Source organism: Streptomyces sp. NBC_00557, assembly GCF_036345995.1.
Lineage (GTDB): Bacteria > Actinomycetota > Actinomycetes > Streptomycetales > Streptomycetaceae > Streptomyces.
In genome coordinates this window covers 6,279,656-6,297,686 of sequence record NZ_CP107796.1, presented here as the reverse complement: position 1 = coordinate 6,297,686, position 18,031 = coordinate 6,279,656, and the positions used below count along the sequence as shown (strand labels likewise).

At 73.3% G+C, this 18,031-nt stretch carries 19 protein-coding genes; 10 read left to right on the top strand and 9 right to left on the bottom strand.

Annotated features, from left to right (window positions below; all coding sequences use genetic code 11):
• The first annotated feature begins 101 nt into the window (after window positions 1-101).
• The gene (locus OG956_RS27620) at window positions 102-1,010 is read left to right on the top strand and encodes a pseudouridine-5'-phosphate glycosidase (protein WP_330342965.1); all 909 of its coding nucleotides are present in this window, start codon (window positions 102-104) and stop codon (window positions 1,008-1,010) included.
• Complete coding sequence (locus tag OG956_RS27615; RefSeq protein WP_330340703.1) at window positions 1,007-1,930, top strand: carbohydrate kinase family protein; 924 nt, start codon at window positions 1,007-1,009, stop codon at window positions 1,928-1,930. The genes OG956_RS27620 and OG956_RS27615 overlap by 4 nt, the downstream gene beginning before the upstream one ends.
• 423 nt (window positions 1,931-2,353) lie before the next feature.
• On the opposite strand, the gene OG956_RS27610 is transcribed toward OG956_RS27615, so the two are convergent.
• Window positions 2,354-3,148, bottom strand: a complete 795-nt coding sequence (locus OG956_RS27610; protein WP_330340702.1) for a methyltransferase — start codon at window positions 3,146-3,148, stop codon at window positions 2,354-2,356.
• Between the two features lie 221 nt (window positions 3,149-3,369).
• On the opposite strand from OG956_RS27610, the gene corA reads away from it, so the two are divergent.
• The gene (gene corA / locus OG956_RS27605) at window positions 3,370-4,497 is read left to right on the top strand and encodes a magnesium/cobalt transporter CorA (RefSeq protein ID WP_330340701.1); all 1,128 of its coding nucleotides are present in this window, start codon (window positions 3,370-3,372) and stop codon (window positions 4,495-4,497) included.
• 112 nt (window positions 4,498-4,609) lie between these two features.
• Here corA and OG956_RS27600 read toward each other — a convergent pair whose 3' ends face one another.
• Window positions 4,610-5,251: a uridine kinase gene (locus OG956_RS27600; RefSeq protein ID WP_330340700.1), complete on the bottom strand. Its 642-nt coding sequence runs from the start codon at window positions 5,249-5,251 to the stop codon at window positions 4,610-4,612.
• A gap of 283 nt (window positions 5,252-5,534) precedes the next feature.
• On the opposite strand from OG956_RS27600, the gene OG956_RS27595 reads away from it, so the two are divergent.
• The 3 genes from OG956_RS27595 to OG956_RS27585 all read left to right on the top strand — a co-directional run bounded on the left by OG956_RS27595 (window position 5,535) and on the right by OG956_RS27585 (window position 8,542).
• Complete coding sequence (locus OG956_RS27595; RefSeq protein WP_330340699.1) at window positions 5,535-6,230, top strand: DUF2293 domain-containing protein; 696 nt, start codon at window positions 5,535-5,537, stop codon at window positions 6,228-6,230.
• Between the two features lie 158 nt (window positions 6,231-6,388).
• On the top strand, window positions 6,389-6,868 hold the full coding sequence (locus OG956_RS27590) for an anthrone oxygenase family protein (protein ID WP_330340698.1): 480 nt from the start codon (window positions 6,389-6,391) through the stop codon (window positions 6,866-6,868).
• Window positions 6,869-7,054: 186 nt separating this feature from the next.
• Complete coding sequence (locus tag OG956_RS27585; RefSeq protein ID WP_330340697.1) at window positions 7,055-8,542, top strand: glutamate synthase subunit beta; 1,488 nt, start codon at window positions 7,055-7,057, stop codon at window positions 8,540-8,542.
• Between the two features lie 132 nt (window positions 8,543-8,674).
• Here the strand turns inward: OG956_RS27585 and OG956_RS27580 are convergent, their stop codons facing one another.
• Window positions 8,675-8,929: a DUF397 domain-containing protein gene (locus tag OG956_RS27580; protein WP_330340696.1), complete on the bottom strand. Its 255-nt coding sequence runs from the start codon at window positions 8,927-8,929 to the stop codon at window positions 8,675-8,677.
• Window positions 8,930-9,790 (bottom strand): helix-turn-helix domain-containing protein, encoded by an 861-nt coding sequence (locus OG956_RS27575; RefSeq protein ID WP_330340695.1) that lies wholly within the window; start codon window positions 9,788-9,790, stop codon window positions 8,930-8,932.
• Between the two features lie 271 nt (window positions 9,791-10,061).
• On the opposite strand from OG956_RS27575, the gene OG956_RS40275 reads away from it, so the two are divergent.
• Entirely contained in the window at window positions 10,062-11,006 is a 945-nt protein-coding gene (locus OG956_RS40275) for an ATP-binding protein (RefSeq protein WP_443065618.1), read from the top strand.
• A gap of 83 nt (window positions 11,007-11,089) precedes the next feature.
• Window positions 11,090-11,548 carry a hypothetical protein gene (locus tag OG956_RS27565; RefSeq protein WP_443065695.1) on the top strand — a complete coding sequence of 153 codons (459 nt, stop codon included), beginning with the start codon at window positions 11,090-11,092 and terminating at the stop codon, window positions 11,546-11,548.
• 128 nt (window positions 11,549-11,676) lie between these two features.
• Here OG956_RS27565 and OG956_RS27560 read toward each other — a convergent pair whose 3' ends face one another.
• The 4 genes from OG956_RS27560 to OG956_RS27545 all read right to left on the bottom strand — a co-directional run bounded on the left by OG956_RS27560 (window position 11,677) and on the right by OG956_RS27545 (window position 15,938).
• On the bottom strand, window positions 11,677-11,853 hold the full coding sequence (locus OG956_RS27560; protein WP_330340694.1) for a hypothetical protein: 177 nt from the start codon (window positions 11,851-11,853) through the stop codon (window positions 11,677-11,679).
• 152 nt (window positions 11,854-12,005) lie between these two features.
• Entirely contained in the window at window positions 12,006-12,677 is a 672-nt protein-coding gene (locus tag OG956_RS27555; protein ID WP_330340693.1) for a DUF899 domain-containing protein, read from the bottom strand.
• Window positions 12,678-12,850: 173 nt separating this feature from the next.
• Entirely contained in the window at window positions 12,851-14,890 is a 2,040-nt protein-coding gene (locus OG956_RS27550) for an FUSC family protein (protein WP_443065617.1), read from the bottom strand.
• Between the two features lie 196 nt (window positions 14,891-15,086).
• On the bottom strand, window positions 15,087-15,938 hold the full coding sequence (locus OG956_RS27545) for a nucleotidyltransferase family protein (RefSeq protein ID WP_443065616.1): 852 nt from the start codon (window positions 15,936-15,938) through the stop codon (window positions 15,087-15,089).
• 260 nt (window positions 15,939-16,198) lie between these two features.
• Here OG956_RS27545 and OG956_RS27540 point away from each other — a divergent pair, with 260 nt between their 5' ends.
• Both OG956_RS27540 and OG956_RS27535 read left to right on the top strand, forming a co-directional pair.
• Entirely contained in the window at window positions 16,199-16,624 is a 426-nt protein-coding gene (locus OG956_RS27540; protein WP_330340691.1) for a RidA family protein, read from the top strand.
• Window positions 16,614-17,087: a GNAT family N-acetyltransferase gene (locus OG956_RS27535; protein ID WP_330340690.1), complete on the top strand. Its 474-nt coding sequence runs from the start codon at window positions 16,614-16,616 to the stop codon at window positions 17,085-17,087. The genes OG956_RS27540 and OG956_RS27535 overlap by 11 nt, the downstream gene beginning before the upstream one ends.
• A 220-nt stretch (window positions 17,088-17,307) precedes the next feature.
• Here OG956_RS27535 and OG956_RS27530 read toward each other — a convergent pair whose 3' ends face one another.
• Window positions 17,308-18,030 (bottom strand): aspartate/glutamate racemase family protein, encoded by a 723-nt coding sequence (locus OG956_RS27530; RefSeq protein WP_330340689.1) that lies wholly within the window; start codon window positions 18,028-18,030, stop codon window positions 17,308-17,310.
• Window position 18,031 lies beyond the last annotated feature (1 nt).

Below are 18,031 nucleotides of genomic sequence, written 5' to 3'. Positions count from 1 at the left end.
CCAGGCTGGTGGCGTCCCCCACAGGCCGCAAGCGTTTAGCGGCGGCCGGCGCCCGCCAGAGATGAGGAAAGACCGTTACCGACGGACAGGAGGCGGTGCCTGTGGTGCTGATGGTGTCGGAAGAGGTCCGGGAAGCGATCGACGCACGGCGGCCGGTGGTGGCCCTGGAGTCCACGATCATCGCGCACGGTCTGCCCCGCCCGCGCAACCTCCAGGTGGCCCTGGAACTCGAGGACGCGGTCCGCCGGGAGGGCGCCGTCCCCGCGACCGTCGCCGTCCTCGACGGCCGGCCCCGGATCGGCCTGGACAAGGAGCAGCTGGAGCGGGTCGCGAACGAGGACGGCGTCCGCAAACTCGGCCACCGCGATCTGCCGCTCGCCGTGGCCACGGGTGCGAGCGGTGCGACCACGGTGTCGGCGACGGCGCAGCTGGCCTCGCTCGCGGGCATCCGGGTGTTCGCCACCGGCGGGCTGGGCGGGGTGCACCGGGAGTGGACGGTGACCCAGGACGAGTCGGCCGACCTGCGTCTGCTGGCGGGCACCCGGATCACCGTGGTCTGCGCCGGCGTGAAGTCGATCCTGGACGTGCCCGCGACATTGCAGCGGCTGGAGACACTGGGCGTGGCCGTCGCCGGCTACGGCACGGACCGCTTCCCCGGCTTCTACCTGTCCGACTCGGGGCACCCGGTCGACTGGACGCTGGACACGCCGGAGCAGGTCGCGGACGTCATGCGGGCCCAGGACGCGCTGGACGCGCCGCATTCCGCGCTGATCGTCGCCAACCCGGTGCCCGAGGCGGAGCAGCTCGATCCCGGGTTGCACGCGCGCGTGCTGGCCGACGCGCTGCGCGCCTGCGCGGACCAGGGCGTCACCGGTCAGGCGGTGACCCCGTTCCTGCTGGACTACCTGGTCCGGCACACCGAGGGCGCCTCTCTGGACGCCAATCTGGCGGCCGTGCGCGGCAACGTACGGCTGGCGGCACGGATCGCCGCGGCGTGGACCCGGGCATGACCGCGGGCCCGGGCGGGGCCCTGCTGGTGGTCGGCGACGTGGTCACCGATGTGGTCGCCCGGCACCACGGGCCCCTCGCGGCCGGCACCGACACCGCCGCCGTGATCCGGACGCTGCCGGGCGGCGCGGGCGCCAACGTGGCCTGCTGGGCCGCGCACACGGGCTGTGCGGACGTACGGCTGCTCGGCCGGGTGGGCGGGGAGTCGGCCGCGTGGCACGAACGCGAGCTGGTCGCGGCCGGGGTGCGACCCCGGCTGGTCGTCGATCCGGCGACGGCCACCGGGACGGTGATCTGCCTCGTCGACGCCGGCGCGGCGGCCGAGCGCACGTTCCTCACGGACAGCGGGGCGTCGCTGCGGCTCGATCCCGCCGACTGGTCGGACGCGTTGCTCGACGGAGTGGCCCGGCTGCACCTGTCGGGCTACCTGCTGTTCACGGAGCCGAGCCGGGAGCTGGCGCGGACGGCTCTCGCCGCGGCACGCGCGCGTGGCGTACCGGTCAGCCTGGATCCGGCGTCGGCGGGCTTCCTCGTACGCCTGGGGGTGGACCGCTTCCTGGCGTTCGCGGAGGAGCTGGACGTCCTGCTGCCCAGCCGCGACGAGGCGTGCCTGCTCACGGGGCTGCCGGATCCGGCGGACGCGGCGGTCAAGCTGAGCCGTCTCGTTCCGCTCGTGGTGGTCAAGGCCGGGGCGGACGGTGCGCTGGTCGTCCGTTCCGGCGGCATGCCGACCCGGGTCCCGGCGGTGCCGGCGTCCCCTCGGGACACCACGGGCGCGGGCGACGCCTTCACCGGCGCGTTCCTCGCGGCGCTGCTGGCGGGCACGGCCCCTGAGGAGGCGGCGGCACGCGGCTGCAGGGCGGGTGCGGAGGCGGTGGAACGGGTGGGCGGCAGACCGCCGCGTCCGGGGAGCGGAGGCTGATTCCCCTGTCCGGAAGGGAGGCCGATGCCGGCGGTCGGCTTCCCGGGGAGACGCCCGGCCCCACCGCACCATCCGAGGGGGCCGCCCGGCCGTCTGCCGACGCTCCCCGCCGACGGCCGCGAAGGCACCGGCGGCGGTGGCCCGGGCCGGCGCTGGATCGCGGACGCCGCCGGCGGACGTGGCCGGGGCCACGGAGTGGTACGGGCGTCGGCGTGGTGGCGCCCGGCTAGGGGGTTTCGTTTGGATCAGGCCGGATCAGGCCGCGGCGTCCGGTGCTGGGGGCACCTCCCACGCCCTTCAGGCAGTGGGGGAGCATCGCAAGGCGGAGGATCACCCGCGTACTGGGCGTACTCGGGTGGTCCGACAACGCAGCGAGGTGCCGTGCCGGGCGTCGCGGACCCGGGCTGATCCAAACGGAACCCCCTAGTCCTTCCGCCCCCACGCGGAGATCATCGGCGCGGTGGCCAGGTCCATGCCGCCGCCCTCGACGTTGGCCAGGTGCTGGTCGATCTCCTCGTCGGTGGCGAGCCCCGCGGCGACGAGACGGTCCCGGATCTGGCGGACCGTCGCGGCCTCGAGAGCGGTGCAGGCAGGAGACGTCACCGGGAAGAACGCCTCGGCCTCCACCGCGCTCAGGCCGGCCTCCCGGAGCAGACGCGGGAGTTTGCGGCCGTACGAGAGATCGGCGCCTCGTTCGGCGAGCAGCTTGCGGAAGCCCTGGCGCAGCCGGTTGGCGAGCCGCTGCTCGGGGCCGTACTCGTCGGGGCAGGTCAAGGGCTGGAGTGCGGGGTCGGCGTCCTCGACGAGGAGTCGTCCGCCCGGACGCAGGGCCTCGATCATGGACCGCAACGCCCTTGCCCGGTCCGGCACATGGACGAGGACGAGCCGGGCGTGGACCAGGTCGAAGCCCTCGCCCGGCGGTTCGTCGGCGCCCACGTCGTGCACGCGGACCTCCACCGACGGGCCGGACGCGGCGTCGAGCCGCGAGGTGTCGATGTCGGTCGCGACGACCTTTCCGGTGGGGCCGGTCTGCTCGGCGAGCCAGGACACCACTGAGGTTCCGCCGGCGCCGACTTCCCAGCAGCGCCAGCCGGGCCGGATGCCGAGGGCCTCGATGTGCCGGAAGGTCGTGGGATCGAAGAGGGCGGTGAACGCGCCGAAGCGCTCGCCGGCCTCGTTCTGCCGGTTGTCCAGGAGGTACCCGTCGGATGAGGTCATGCCTCGATCATGCGCCCTCCGCACACCGGCGCCTCATCCGCACACCGGCGTTCTCCCCGCACCGGGTGCCCTGTTCGCCCGCCGTCGCTTCGTCCACAGGCGGGAACCAAGCGGAACCTCACGTTCCCACAGGCTTACCCACGCCTTGCCCGCGGCTGGCAGACTTGCCGGGCAAGGCGCGAAAGCGTCGAGTGCAGGGAGATCCAGACGAGGAGATCCAGATGTCCATGGCGGGGAATCTGCGGAAGGTCACGGGGCTGAGCAGGGTCGGCGGCCTGCGCAAGGTGGCGCGCCTGACCCGGCGGCGGCCACGCGTCGACCTGAGCCATCCCGCCAGGTCACCGCTGGGCTCGTCGGTGGTCAACTGTGTGATGTACCAGGACGGCGTGCGCGTGCCGCAGTGCACGGACCTGGTGGACGCCGTGCGGATGGTGCGCAAGACGGGCGAGGGCTTCGTCTGGCTCGGGCTGCACGAGCCGACGGACCGTGAGTTCGCGGGCATCGCGGAGCTGTTCGACCTGCATCCGCTGGCGGTGGAGGACGCGGTCGAGGCTCATCAGCGTCCGAAGCTGGAGCATTACGGCGACACGCTCTTCGCGGTGTTCAAGACGGTCTGCTATGTGGAGCACGAACAGCTCACGGCGACCAGCGAGGTGGTCGACACCGGCGAGATCATGGTGTTCGTCGGCAAGGACTTCGTCATCACGGTGCGGCACGGCAGGCACGGCTCGCTGGGCCCGCTGCGCGAGGAGCTGGAGGCGCACCCGCAACAGCTCGCCAAGGGTCCGGCCGCGGTGCTGCACGCGATCGCCGACCATGTCGTGGACGACTACCTGAGCGTCACCGACGCGGTGCAGGCCGACATCGACCAGGTCGAGACGGAGGTGTTCTCGGAGAACGGCGCACGGCTGGACCCCGGGCGCATCTACCAGATGAAGCGTGAACTGCTGGAGCTGAAGCGGGCGGTGGTGCCGCTCGGCCGCCCGGTGGAGGATCTGGCCACCCGTCCCATACGGGTCGTCGCCCCTGAGATCCAGGCGTACTTCCGGGATGTGCTCGACCATCTGATACGGGCCAAGGAGCAGATCGCCGCGTTCGACGAACTGCTCAACTCGATCCTGCAGGCCCACCTCGCACAGGTGACCGTCGCGCAGAACGAGGACATGCGGAAGATCACGGCGTGGGCCGCGGTGATCGCCGTGCCGACCATGGTGTGCGGGGTGTACGGCATGAACTTCGACCACATGCCGGAGTTGCACTGGCGGTTCGGTTATCCCCTGGTCATGGCCGTCATGGCGGCGGCGTGCCTGGCGCTGTACCGGGGCTTCAGGCGCAACGGCTGGCTCTGATCCACCGGCCCGGCGCGGCCCGCAGGGTCACCTCCGCACCCCTCCTGCCGAGCCGTGCGGATCAACCGCTCCGGACCGGCCAGTCTTGGACCGCTCGGATCAACCACTCGGATCAGCCGCTCCAGGCGGGATGACGCGGGTCGTCGGCGCGGACCAGCACATCGGCGGTGCCGACGGGGTCGGTCTCGGCCTCGTAGCGCTCGAACGCGGGGAGCGTCCAGTGTTCGGCCTCGGGGGTACGGCGGCGCAGGGCGCCCGGGGAGAGCATGAGGTGCACGGTCAGGTCGAAGGGGAACCAGTGCCGCAGCAGAAGGGGGCCGTGGAGCAACAGGACTCCGCCGGGCGGGAGTTGGACATAGGGACTGCGGGTGGCCCGGTCGGTGGCCGGGTCCCACAGGTCGGGCAGGACGCGCCCGGTGCCGCCGGGGTCGAGCGGGCCGAAGACCTCGCGCCAGAGGGCGCCGGTGTCGAACCATCCGCCGTAGTACGACTCCGCGTCCCGGCGCCCGTGCTCCAGGCGCAGCGAGGCGGGGCGCAGGAAGCCCTCGGCGCCGACGACGAGTGAGGGCCGGCCCCGCACCCGGAGCGCCTCCCCGACCCGCTCGGCGAGGTCGCCGGGCCGGGCGGCCGGGGCCCCGTCGAAGCCGACACGCGGCCAGGCACTGCCGTCGGCCGGCTCCAGCGCGGCCAGCCGATCGGCGAGCAGCTCCGCGAGCCGGTCCCAGGTGATCGCTTCGAGTCGCACGGGGCCCATGATGCCGGGTGGCGGGAAGTGAGGTGACGGTGGCTGCCGGGGAAGCCCGGGCACGAGGACCACATGCGGGAGGGGGGCCGGGCGCCGGTGGCGGGTGCGAGGACCCACACGTGGGAGGCCGGGCGCGAGGACCCACACGTGGGAAGCCGGGCGTGAGGACCACACGCGGGAGGAGACAGGGGGTGAGGACAGAAGTGGGGCAGACGTGAGGCAGACGTGAGGCAGAGAGGAGGAGGGACCCGGCGCGGCGTGGGAGGGGCGGACGACGGGGAATGAACCGCGTATGGCGCTTCCCTCGACTCCCCACTCCCCCGGTCGGCTTGTCGTCATCCAGGCGCAGAAGCCCAAGCGGTGCGCCGCTTGCCGGCGCGGGCCGCTGTCGCTGCTCGTGCTGGAGGACGGGGCTCCGCGCTGCCTGGACTGCGCGGACCTCGGGCACCTGGTTTTCCTGCCGCGCGGGGACACCGCGCTGACCCGCAGGTCGCGGGAGGAGAGCGGGCTGTCGGTCGTGGTGGTGCGGTTCAACCGGCGCAAGAGCCGTTACGAGCGGCAGGGCGTGCTCGTGGAGGAGGCGGCGCTGGCCCGGGCCGAGGCCCGCTGTCTGGCGGACGCGGAGGCGCGGCGCAGGCGACGGGCACGGGACGCACGGCGCCGGGCGGCGGAGGACGAACGGTTCGCGGCGGCGTTCGCGGCCGAGATCCTGCGGCTGTTTCCCGGCTGCCCCGCCGATCGCGCGCAGGCGATCGCGGCGCACGCGTCCGTCCGGGGCAGCGGACGGGTCGGGCGGAGCGCGGCCGGGCGGGCGCTGTCGGAGGGAGCGGTGGTGTCGGCGGTCGTGGCGGCCGTACGCCACGTGGACACGCCGTACGACCAGCTGCTGATGCGCGGTGTGCCGCGGTACGAGGCACGGCGCCGGATCGCCCCGGCGGTGGAGGGCGTGCTGCGGGGCTGGCAGAGCGCCGGTGCGGACGTCGGCTGAGGAGCGAACGGACACCGCTGGGTGAAGGGCGGGAATCGGCCGCGGGGGCGGAGACGCGAACGTTCACCGGCTGCGTTCGCCACGCATGGCCGGAACCGGCTCCCCGAGGGGATGCCGGGCTTGTACGGGGTGGGACGAGACAGGATGGGGCGTGGGAGATGATCGGCGGGCCGTTCTTCGTGCTGGTCGTGGTGGGGATTCTCGGTACCGGGCTGATGGCCGGGGTTTTCTGCGCCTTCTCGGCCTTCGTGATGCGGGGGCTCGCCGCGCTGCCGCCCGCGCAGGGCGTCGCCGCGATGAACGCGATCAATGCCGCCGCGGTGCGGCCCGTCTTCACGACGGTGTTCACGGGTTCGGCGGTGCTGAGCGCGATGATCGCGGTGGTGACGTTCGTGGTGTGGCCGGACGACGGCAGGACAGAACTGCTGCTGGGCAGCGCGCTGTATCTCTTCGGCGCGTTCGTGCTGACGATCGCCGCGAACGTCCCGCGCAACGAGCGGCTGGCCCGGCTGACCCCGGGCGCGCCGGAGGCGGCCGTGTACTGGCCGGCGTACGTGCGGGAGTGGACGTTCTGGAACCACGTCCGTACGGTCGCCTCCGCGGCGGCCGCCCTGGTCTACCTGCTGGCCCTCGCCTGACCCCCGGGTGCACCTCTCGGTCCCGACCCGCCCCGGCACACCCGGAGAAAGCGCTGTCAGCCACTCTGCACGGCCGTCGGTGCGGACGTATCGTGGCCGAAAGGGTGCCGAAGGATGCCGCCCGATGACGTACGGCCGGTCGTACACGCGGTGCCCGCGCGGTCTCCGTACGCGAGGAAGACGACCATGGCCGATCCCAAGGGGTTCATGACCACGCCGCGCCAGGAGTGGCCGCGGCGGCCCGTCGAGGAGCGGGTGCGGGACTGGGACGAGGTCTACGTCCCGGGAGCGCTGCTGCCCATCATCAGCAAGCAGGCCGGCCGGTGCATGGACTGCGGTATCCCGTTCTGCCACCACGCCTGCCCGCTGGGCAATCTCATCCCGGAGTGGAACGACCTGGTCTCGCGGGAGGACTGGCGGGCGGCGAGCGAGCGGCTGCACGCGACGAACAACTTCCCCGAGTTCACCGGCCGGTTGTGTCCGGCGCCCTGCGAGGCGGGGTGCGTCCTGGCCATCAACCAGCCGGCCGTCACCATAAAGAACGTCGAGTGCGCGATCGCCGACCGGGCCTGGGAGGAAGGTTTCGTCCCGTCCTCGCCGCCCGAGCGCCTGTCCGGGAAGACGGTCGCCGTCATCGGCTCCGGGCCCACCGGGCTCGCCGCGGCCCAGCAGCTCACCCGGGCCGGGCACACGGTCGCCGTGTACGAGAAGGACGACCGGATCGGCGGGCTGATGCGATACGGGATCCCCGAGTTCAAGATGGAGAAGCGGCACCTGGAGCGGCGGATCGAGCAGATGCGGGCCGAGGGGACGAAGTTCCGTACGTCGACCGCCGTCGGCCGGGATGTCGGGGCGGTGGAGCTGTGCGGGCGGTACGACGCCGTCGTGGTCGCCACGGGGGCCACGGCGTGGCGGGAACTTCCGGTGCCGGGCCGGGAGTTGAAAGGGATACACCAGGCGATGGAGTATCTGCCGCTGGCGAACCGGGTCTGTGCGGGGGATCTGGAGGTCTCCCCGCTGTCGGCGTCCGGCAAGCACGTGGTGATCGTCGGCGGCGGAGACACCGGAGCGGACTGTCTGGGGACCGCCGTGCGCGAGGGGGCCGCGTCCGTGACCCAGCTGGACATCTACGCCCAGCCGGGCACCGAGCGCGACGAGGACACCGAGCCGTGGCCGACGTACCCGAAGCTGTACCGGCTGTCGGCCGCGCACGAGGAGGCCCGGGACCTGCGTACGGCACCGGCGGCGGACGCGGATGCCCGGCTCTTCGCGGCGTCCACGCTCCGTTTCACCGGGGACGACAGCGGGCGGGTGCGCTCGCTGCACCTGGTGGGCGTGGACGCGGCGCGGCGCCCGGTGCCGGACAGCGGGCGGACGCTGCCCGCCGATCTCGTGCTGCTCGCTCTCGGGTTCTCCGGGCCGGACCAGGAGGACGGGCTGATCGGCCAGTTGGGTCTGGCGCTGCAACCGCGCGGCACGATCGCCCGGGACGACGGCTTCGCCACCAACGTGCCCGGGGTGTTCGCCGCCGGGGACGCGGCGCGCGGACAGTCGCTGATCGTCTGGGCGATCGCGGAGGGACGGGCGGTGGCGGCGGCCGTCGACCGCTATCTGACCGGGAGTTCGCAACTGCCGGCCCCGGTCTCGCCGCGGGATCGGCCCATGCGGGTGTAGGCGGGGCCGGCGTGTTCCGATCGCGAGGGCGATCCGGTGCGGGTTCGGCTCGGTCGGTGTGCCGGTGCCGGTGTGCGGGTCGGTGCCGTGACGAGGAGGCCGGGCGAGCAGCACCACGCGGCCAGGCGGGGGTCAGGAGAGCAGGAAGTCGGCCTCCCCCGCCTTGGCGCCTTCTATGAACGCGGTCATCTCGTCCGTGGTGTAGATCAGCGCCGGCCCGTCCGGGTCGGTGGACTGGCGTACGGCGATCCGGCCGTCGGCCAGCTTCATCGCCTCCAGGCAGTTGCCGCCGTTGCCGCCGCTCCAGGGCTTGTGCCAGCCCTCGCTGCCCAACTCCCGCGCGGGCATGCCGTTGTACACGTGTGCGCGCGGCGTGATGCGATCCATTCACAGCTCCTTGCGGAGATCCCGGAGGATCTCCTTCGTGCGTTGTGCCGTAGCGGCCTGTGCCGCCATGCGGTCCATGACCTCGAGATGGGTCGCCACCTCGGCGCGCGCGTCCAGGTAGACGGCGCCGGTCAGGTACTCGCTGTAGACCATGTCCGGAAGCTCCGGCATGGCGAATCGGAACAGCACGAAGGGCCCGTACGTCCCCGGGTGCGGCCCGCTCTCGAACGGGACGACCTGGAGGGTCACCTGGGGCAGCTTCGTGACCTCGAGCAACTTGTCGATCTGCGCCCGCATCACCTCCGGTGATCCGACCGGGCGCCGCAGGGCGGTCTCGTCCATCACCGCCCAGAAGCGGGGGGCGTCGGGACGGGTGAGCAGTTCCTGGCGTTGCATGCGCAGGGCGACGTGCCGCTCGATGTCCTCGGGGCTGGTCTGGCCGACGGCGCCTGACTTGAGCACACCGCGTGCGTAGTCCTCGGTCTGGAGCAGGCCGGGGACGAAGTGCGGCTCGTAGGAGCGGATCAGGCTGGCCGCGCCCTCGAGGCTGACGTACATCGAGAACCAGCCGGGGAGGATGTCGTGGAAACGCTGCCACCAGCCGGGCTTGTTGGCCTCCTCGGCGAGCTGGACGAAGAGTTCGGCCTCGTCGTCGGGTACGCCGTAGGCCTTCAGCAGCAGTTGCAGGTACGGGATCTTGAGGGCGACCTCGGCCATCTCCATCCGGCGGACGGTGGCGGGCGCGACGCGCAGCACACGGGCGGCTTCCTCGCGTTTCAGCCCGGCACGTTCCCGGAGGTCCGACAGGCGTCGCCCGAGGACGACTTGCCCGACCGTCGGCGCGGACCGCGGCTCGCTCACGCTCTCACCTCCACCGGCTGCCTCTGTGTCTCTCCATCTGCTTCTGTCTCTGCCCGATGCCCGACGGTTCCCGGCAGACGTTCCCTGACAGGCCTGCGGCGCCATTCGAAGATGCATTCGAAGACCTGGACGGTCTCCGGTGCTCCCAATTGGCGCCGCGCGACGTGCTGTTGCGAGCAGTGTGCCACGGCCCCTGACCGAGTCATACAGCACTCTGCAATTTTCAGAGTGACACTTGCCAAGTGTTCACGACGGGGAGATAGTGGCAACCGTGATTCCGTCCGCGCCCTTAGGAACAGACGCCGCCGCAGACCGGTCCGGTCGTGGCGCCGGTGGCGGTATCCCCGCGGGAGCCGGTTCGAGAGCGGGGCAGGGAGCAGCCTCCGGCGGGGGCGCTGCCGAGCGCCGGTTCCGCTTCGAGCTGGCCGCGCATCCGGGTTCCGTCGCCCAGGCCAGACGCCTCGCGCACGCCTGGCTGACCGGCTGGTCGGTGTGCGCGGACACCTGCGACAGCGCGGCCCTGGTCCTGTCCGAGCTGGTCACGAACGCGATCGTGCACACCGCGAGCAGCCGTGTGGTGTGCGAGCTGCACGACCGGGCCGACACCGTGCGCATAGCCGTACATGACGAGGGCTGCGCCCCGGGCGAACCCCACTCCTCCCCGCAGCGCCCTGAGGAGGAGCACGGGAGGGGACTGCTTCTCGTCGACGCTCTGTGTCTGTCCTGGGGCGCCCAGGAACACGGCCCCGGGCTGCTGGTCTGGGCCGAGCTGGCACGCCGGACGGACACGGCCGACGACACCGCCGCTCCGCGGGACGACCTGGGCTGGGGCGCCCGCCCCAAGCCGGACCGCCCGGACGACTCCGACGAGGACGACTCTCCGGAGGGCCGGCAGGACGCCGCCGGGCTCCTCAGCCCTCGCCATCCCGAGCACAAGCCCCGCCGTGGAACACCGGAGCCCCATCCGCACCGGCTCCTGGACCGCCCGCCGCACCAGCCTCCGCACCAAGGCGCCGACCGGCACCGCACAGGGGAACGCAGGGTCACCGACCAGCATGGGGCCGGAGAGCACCGGCCGGAGCAGCACCGGATCCCCGACCAGCATGGGGCCCGAGAGCACTGGCCGGAGCAATACCGGATCCCCGACCAGCATCGCGGTGGGGTTCAGACCGGCGATCACCGCCACGAGCAGCAGCGCGCCGGGGAGCGTCCGTGACCGGCGGCCATGGCCGTCGCGGCTACGACCCCCGAGGCCATGACTCCGACAGCGGCTCCCGCCGGCAGGACGTCACCGGCAGGATCCTCGACCCGGGTCGACCCGGTGCCGGTGTCGTCGGGCAGGCCTCCGAGCGGTCCCTCGGGCTGGACACCCTGGTGCGGCTGCAGCGGCGCAGGTCGGCCCCGGACGCGCCCCAAAGGCTCACGGTGCCGGAAGGCATGACCGCGCCGCTCGGCTGTGACGCCGTCGCGGTGCCGGACCGGCTCGGCCCGCTCGTCGTGCCTCGGCTGCCCCGGCTGGGCTGTGTGTACGCCGACGGCGCCCGCTGGTGGTGGATCGTCCCCTCGGACTCCGACTATGCCCTGCCCTGGCCGTCCCCGGCCCACTACGCCCCCGGCGCCCTGGTCACCGGCGCCGCCCGGCTCATCCACCGCCCGGAGGGCACGGTCCCGTACACCCCGCCGATCCCGCTCTACCTGGCCCTGTGCCGGGTGACCGGGACGGCCCCGGACTGGTCTCGCGCGGCGTCCCAGGGTTGACATCGGCCGCGCCGCCCCTACGTCACGGCTTGGCCGGGGCCGGCCGTGCGCCCCTCACTTCCGCGCACTCCCACCGGTGCGTCCTGCAGGCGGAACAGGCCACCGCGCGGCCGACCGCGCCGGTCCGCTCACTCGGCGGACTCGGTACCCCGCACGATGACGAGGAACGCGTCCGTCGCGAGGTCCATGACGACCTCGGCGGGCAGGCCTTCCTGACGCCGCGCCTGCGCGAACTCCTCCGCGGGCCAGGATCCCCGCGGACCACCGGCGGGAAAGCGTTCGAGCACCGTTCGCCCGTTCACCATCTCGCACCTCCAGAAGCGTCGTACTCGTAGGAGTTAACGCTCTGGAGAAGGGAAACGGCTCGCCCAGTGACGGGACTGAGACATTACCTACACCCGTTCGGGGCGGACCGTGAGGGTCTGATCACTTTGTGGCACGACGCGCACGCTCGGTGTCAGTGGTCGTACTCGTCGTGCAGGCGCAGCCGGTCGCTTCCGGACGGGTTGCGGCCGAGTGGGGTGAGGTCGAGCAGACCCGCGAGGGTGCCGAGTCCGTCCAGGCCGCCCGGTCCGCCCGAGCCGTCGTCCGCGTCGCCGTACACCGAATAGGTATGGAAGACCCGGTCGTGTTCGCGCAGGAAGCAGCTGATGCCCGGACGGTCGGCCAGGCCCTGGTCCGTCACCACGGTGGCCTCGAGGTCGAGGTTGAAGTCGCTGTGGGAGGAGGAGTACCAGGGCACCGTCCAGCCCATGCGTGCCTTGAAGGGCAGGATCCTGGTGAACGGCGCCCGGGAGACGGCCGCGAAGGAGGTGTTCCGGGCGCGCAGATGGGCGAGGTGGCCGACCTGGTCCAGGAGGGCCGAGCAGCACGGGCAGCCGGTCTCCCGCTCCGGGGCGAACACGAAGTGCTGCACGACGAGTTGGGTCCGGCCCTCGAAGAGGTCCAGGAGGGTGGCCTTGCCGTCGCCGCCCTCGAAGACGTACTCCGGGTCCACCTCGACCATGGGCAGCCGCCGCCGCTCCGCGCCGAGCACCTCGCGCGCCCGTCTGACCGCCTCTTCCTTGCGCAGCAACTCCTCGCGCGCAGCGCGCCACTGCTCACGAGAGACGATCTCCGGAAGCGACATGGGGCCCTCCTGTCCGGCGGTCGGTTCGAGGTGCTGACCGTCGCGGGCAGCGGAACTCATCGCCGGACGCGAAGATTTTCTTCGGCTCCCTACGGCAGCGGACTTTTCGGCGACGGCGTCCCGGCCGTACGGACGTCCGGGGGCCCGCGGCGACGAGGAGGCCGGCCGAAGCGTCAGACGAGGGCCGCCGTACGGCCGTGCGGTGGCACCTCGACTCCCTGGAGCCCCAACTCGGCCAGCGCCTCACGGAGTTGCTCGACGTGCCGGGACGTGAGACGGCCGGTGTCGTCGAGGTGTACGGCGCAGGCGGTGGTCGTGTCGACAAGTCGCTCCAGGGCGTCCGCGACGGCGTCCGCGCCCGCGGTGTGCCGGGCGAGTGCGGGCAGTTCGGCGGCGGCGAGCGCGATGGCGGTACGGGCCTCGGCGAGCGTGCGGTAGGCCTCGCGGCGCAGCGCCCATCGCTCGGCGCGGTCACCGGACCCGCCGGACTCCCCGGACCCGCCGGATTCACCGAGGACGTGTGCGAGATAGGCGTGCGCGGCGTCCCCGGCCGTGGCGAGCCGGGCACGTACCCCGCCGCCGCGCTGCCCCGGCATCGGCAGATGCCCGACGACCAGTACGAGCACGCAGGCCATCAGGGTCTCCCCGATCCGGCTGACGGAGGCCTGCGGCTCGCCGCCTGCCATGACCAGGGCGAGGACGAGGACGGTGACGACGGCCGTCAGCGCGGCGAAGTGCCGGGTGGCGACCGGGACGAGCGCCCCGCACACCGCGACCAGCACGATCAGCCCCGCCGGCCGGGGCAGCAGCGCGGCGAGCCCGGCGAACACCAGGGCTCCCAGCACGGTCCCGGCGGCCCGGCACAGTACCCGGGAGGCGAGCGGACCGAGGTCGGGCTTGACGAGGAAGACGGCGGTGGCGGGCATCCAGTACCAGTGCTGGTGCTGGCCGTACCAGCGGGTGTGGTGCAGCGCCTGGGCGATGGCGGCGCTGGCCCCGAAGCAGAGGGCGACCCGCATCCCGTACTCGCGCCCACCACTGCCGAACACGGCGCGCAGCGCGCCCCGGAGACCCAGGCGCCGGGTGAGCAGCCGCCGTTGGGCGCCGTCCCCCCGGTCGAAGGCCTCGGCGGCACACAGCAGGGCGTCGTCGAGGGCGCGGAGGGCAGGGGCGAGGGAGGTGCCGGCGGGGTGGGGGCTCGCGGGGTGAGGGCGGCTCACGTGGTGGTCCAGGCCCTCGTCAGAAGGACGGCCCTCAGGCTGCTGTGGGTGGCCCGCGGCGTGGTGGGGAGGCCTCCCGGTCCGGCGCAGGCGACGGCCGGGGCGGGGGGTGTGCGGGACGGGTGGGGCGGGGAGGGGGCCGGCGGCGGTGTCGGCGCGGACGGCGGCGGCGAGGCGCCGGGGGCCTTCCGCGGCCCGCGCCGGGACCGGCTCGCCCACCCAGAACAGGGCGGTGGCGGCCTCGGCGAGGGGCAGCGCGGCCGCGTACCGGGCGTGCAGCCGGCGCTCGGCGGCGGAACTGGCGTACCGGCGCAGCCGGGGCCCGGCGAGGGCGTCCTGGGCATGGTCGAGGGCGGCGGTGAGCGCGGCCCGTCGCGCGGTGGCCTGCGCCCCGCCCACGGCCTCGACCAGCGCGGCGATGGCGTCGTACACCCCGGCGACCGCCTCCCGCTCCCCGTCGAACCGGAAGTCCCCGGCGAGCGAGCCGGGCGTGGGCAGGGCGAGCCGCAGCAGAAGCAGCCAGCCGGCTCCGGCGAGGAAGGCGAGGGCCTGCTGCCGGCCGCTCTCCGCCGCCGGCATCCCGGCGCCGATCGCGGTGCCGACGAGCAGGTGTGTGCCGGCGGCGGAGGCGACGGGCCCGACCGCGCTGATGCCGCCGGCGACCAGGCCGAGCGCGGTGAGCACGAGGGTGAGCGGTACGGCGGCCAGCCCCTGCCCGGCGTACGTCCCCGCGAGCAGCCCGAGGGCGCCGGCGAGCGCGGGCACCCCGAGCCGCCGCACGGAGGCGCGTCGGCTGCCCGGCCGGTCGTTGATCCCGGCGAGCATCGCGCCGATGGCGGCGAGCACGCCGAGGGGCGTCCGCCCGGCGAGCACACCGGCGAGCAGCAGCGGCCCGCAGCCGAGCACACCCCGGATCACCGCGTTCCAGGGCACGGGACCGCGCTGTGCGCGCAGGGCGTGGGCGAGCCAGAGGGGTGGGGCGAACCGGGACACGGGCCTCCTGTCGTACGCGGGCGGGGTGTGCCTAGCCTTCGGACGACGGCGGCCGGGTGGGCGGTGCTTCCACGGTAGGGGGCGACGGGGCGAGGAACGGGGCCCACACGTTTCGCGCGTGTGAAAGGTGGGGCACGGGCCGTTTTCTCAATGAACGCAACGCGGCGATTCTTTCCGCCTTGATCCGCAATCGCCTTTATGACCGTCTTTGCGGCTGTCGTTCTCCGTCCTGTTGCCGGCCGTCTGTGTGACCGTCCTGTGCACTGGGCTCGGCGATCCGCTGGGAACGCGACGTGCCGAGGATCCGCTCGGCTTCGGCGACGGCATGGACCAGCGCATCGGGTTCGCCGCGCAGGGCGGCCATCACGTCGTCGATCTCCCGCAGTCCGGCCCGTTCCAGCAGGCGCTTCTCGTTCGTCACCCACGCGCCGCGGGCCGCGAGCACTCCGTGGGCGGCTTGGGCAGCGGCCGTGGCGACGCAGCCGGCGGTCTCGGTGATGCGGCCCTGCGGGGCGTGGTTGTGCCGGGCGTAGTGCAGGGTGGCGCGGGCGGTGCCGTGCCAGCGCTCGGCGGCGGTGGCGCGCAGCCGGGCCGGATAGCCGGCCGGGCGGGGCACGGTGCCGCTGAGCACCTGGTTGACGGCGAGTTCGGCCACGACCAGATAGCTGGGAATTCCGGCGAGATGGAAGAGCAGCGGCTCCACCCGGAAGCGTCCTGCCTCCGCCTCCGCCAGTTCGTGCTCGACCACGTCCAGGTCCCGGTAGTGGACGTCGACCCGGCGCCCGTCGATCGTCAGCCATGCCCCGCCGTTGAAGACCCCGCCGCCCCAGCCGCCGACCTCGGACACCTCGCCCTCCCAGCCGACGGCGCGCAGGTCGTCCGGGTCGAAGGGGCCCCGGTAGTAGATCGCCAGGTCCCAGTCGCTGTCGGGGCGGTGGGTGCCCCGGGCGCGGGAACCGCCGAGAGCCACCGCCCTGACCGTGGGAAGAGCGGCCAGGCGGTCGGTGACGTTCCGGAGGAAGTCGGTGTCGTCGGTCATGGGTCTCATGGGAGCGCTCGGCGCGGTCGTACCGCCACCCGTTTTCTCGCGCCTCCGCTTCGCCGGCCAGGGCCGTTGTCACTGGCGTGCGGCAGGTGTTCCGTCGTCGGGGGTGCCTGAGAAGCCGGGGTCCTGACACGTCGGGGCGCCTGAGAAGTCGGGCGGTGCCTGAGAAGTCGGACGGTGTGCCCGGGAATTCGGATGCGGGCGGGCTGGAGGGGAGCGATCATCGGGGGGTTGCTCACTGCCGTCTCCGGGGGACAGTCCTCATGATCCAGCGCGTCACCGTTCCGGCTCTCTTCCCGCCACCCGCGTACTCCCACGCCTCGGTCGTCGAGGCCGGGACGAAGCTGGCCTTTCTCGCCGGGGCCGTGCCGCTGGACGAGAAGGGGGAGATCGTCGGGCCGGGCGATCCGGTGCGGCAGGCGGAGCGGGTGATCGCCAACCTTCAGGAGCAACTGGGCGCCGTCGGAAGCGACTTGGCCCATGTGGTGGCTACGGAGGTGTACGTCGTGAGCAGCGAGCCCGCGGTGCTGTCCGCGGTGTGGGAGGTCGTGGAGGCCTCCGGGCTGAGTGCGGGGCCGCACTCGTCCACGCTGCTCGGCGTCGCCTGCCTCGGGTACACCGGGCAACTGGTGGAGATCACGGCCACCGCGGTGGTACCGGAGCGGGAGGGGGACGCTCATGCCGGGTGACATCCTGCTGCGCCGGGCCGTGGCGGCGGACGCGGCGGCCGCCGCCGACGTGTATCTGCGGTCCTTTCGTGCCGCCCTGCCCACCGTCGTCCGGCCGCATACCGACGACGAGGTGCGGGCGTACATCCGGGACGTCGTCGTGCCATTGCGCGAGACGTGGGTGGCGCAGGCCGGTGACGGAACGGTCGTCGGGCTGATGGTGCTGGACGGCGAGTTGCTGTCGCAGCTCTATCTGGACCCCGAGTGGCGGGGGCGCGGCATCGGCGACCGGTTCGTCGCGCTGGCCAAGGAGCGCTGTCCGGGCGGGCTGACCCTGTGGACCTTCCAGGTCAACAAGCCCGCCCACCGGTTCTACGAGCGCCATGGTTTCACCGCCGTCGAGTTCACGGACGGCAGCGGCAACGAGGAGCGGGAGCCGGACGTGCGGTACGTCTGGCGCCCGCGAGGGACACCGCAGGCGTGACCCCCGAGTAACCTCGGTGCCCGTGAGGGGCGCAGCAACCGTGCGCGCCGGCGACCTCCGGGGCTCATGAGGGCCGCAGCAAGCGCGCCCCGGCGACCTCCGGTGCCCGTGAGGGGCGCAGCAACCGTGCGCGCCGCCCCGAGCGGGGCAGAGCGGGACGCACGCCCCCGCCACCGCCGGACTTGCCGGCCCAGGCGGACGAGAGCCACGGCGGGCCGGCTCAGCGTGCCGGGTGGCCCCATCTCCTCTCCTTGGGCAGCGGCGGCCGGTAGCTGCCCGCGCGGCTGGTGGTCAGGCCCAGGGCGACCAGGGACTCGGCGAGCTTGACCGCCGCCGCCACGCCGTCGACCACGGGCAGCCCGAGCTTCTCCCCCACCGTCCGCTGCAGTCCCGTCATCCCGGCGCAGCCCAGGACGAGGACCTCTGCGCCCATGTCCCGGGCCCGCTCGGCCGCCGTGAGGAACGCCGTCTCGGTGCGGCCGGGATCGGCGGAGAGGTCGAGGACGCCGAGGCCGGTACCGACGACGGCGGCGCAGTTCCGGGCCACACCGGCGGTCTCCAGGCTGTCCTCGATCTGGCCGCAGGAGCGGTCGAGGGTGGTGACGACGCCGTAGCGGCGGCCGAGGAGGCAGGCGAGGTGGGCGGCGGCCTCCGTGATGTCCACGACCGGGACGTCCGTCAACTCCCGTACGCCCTCCCGGCCGTGCTCGCCGAACCCGGCCAGGACGACGGCGTCGTACGCGTGCCCGTCGTACGTCCGCAGGGTGTCCAGGACGGCGGCCGCGGAGAGATAGCTGTCCAGCCAGCCCTCGGCGGACGCCGGGCCCCAGGCGGGGGTCAGGCCGGTCACCGTGGTGCCGGGGCCCGCGGCGGCCCGGGCGCCGCGGACGATCTCCTCGGTCATCTCCCGCGTGGTGTTGCAGTTGGTGACGATGATCCGCACG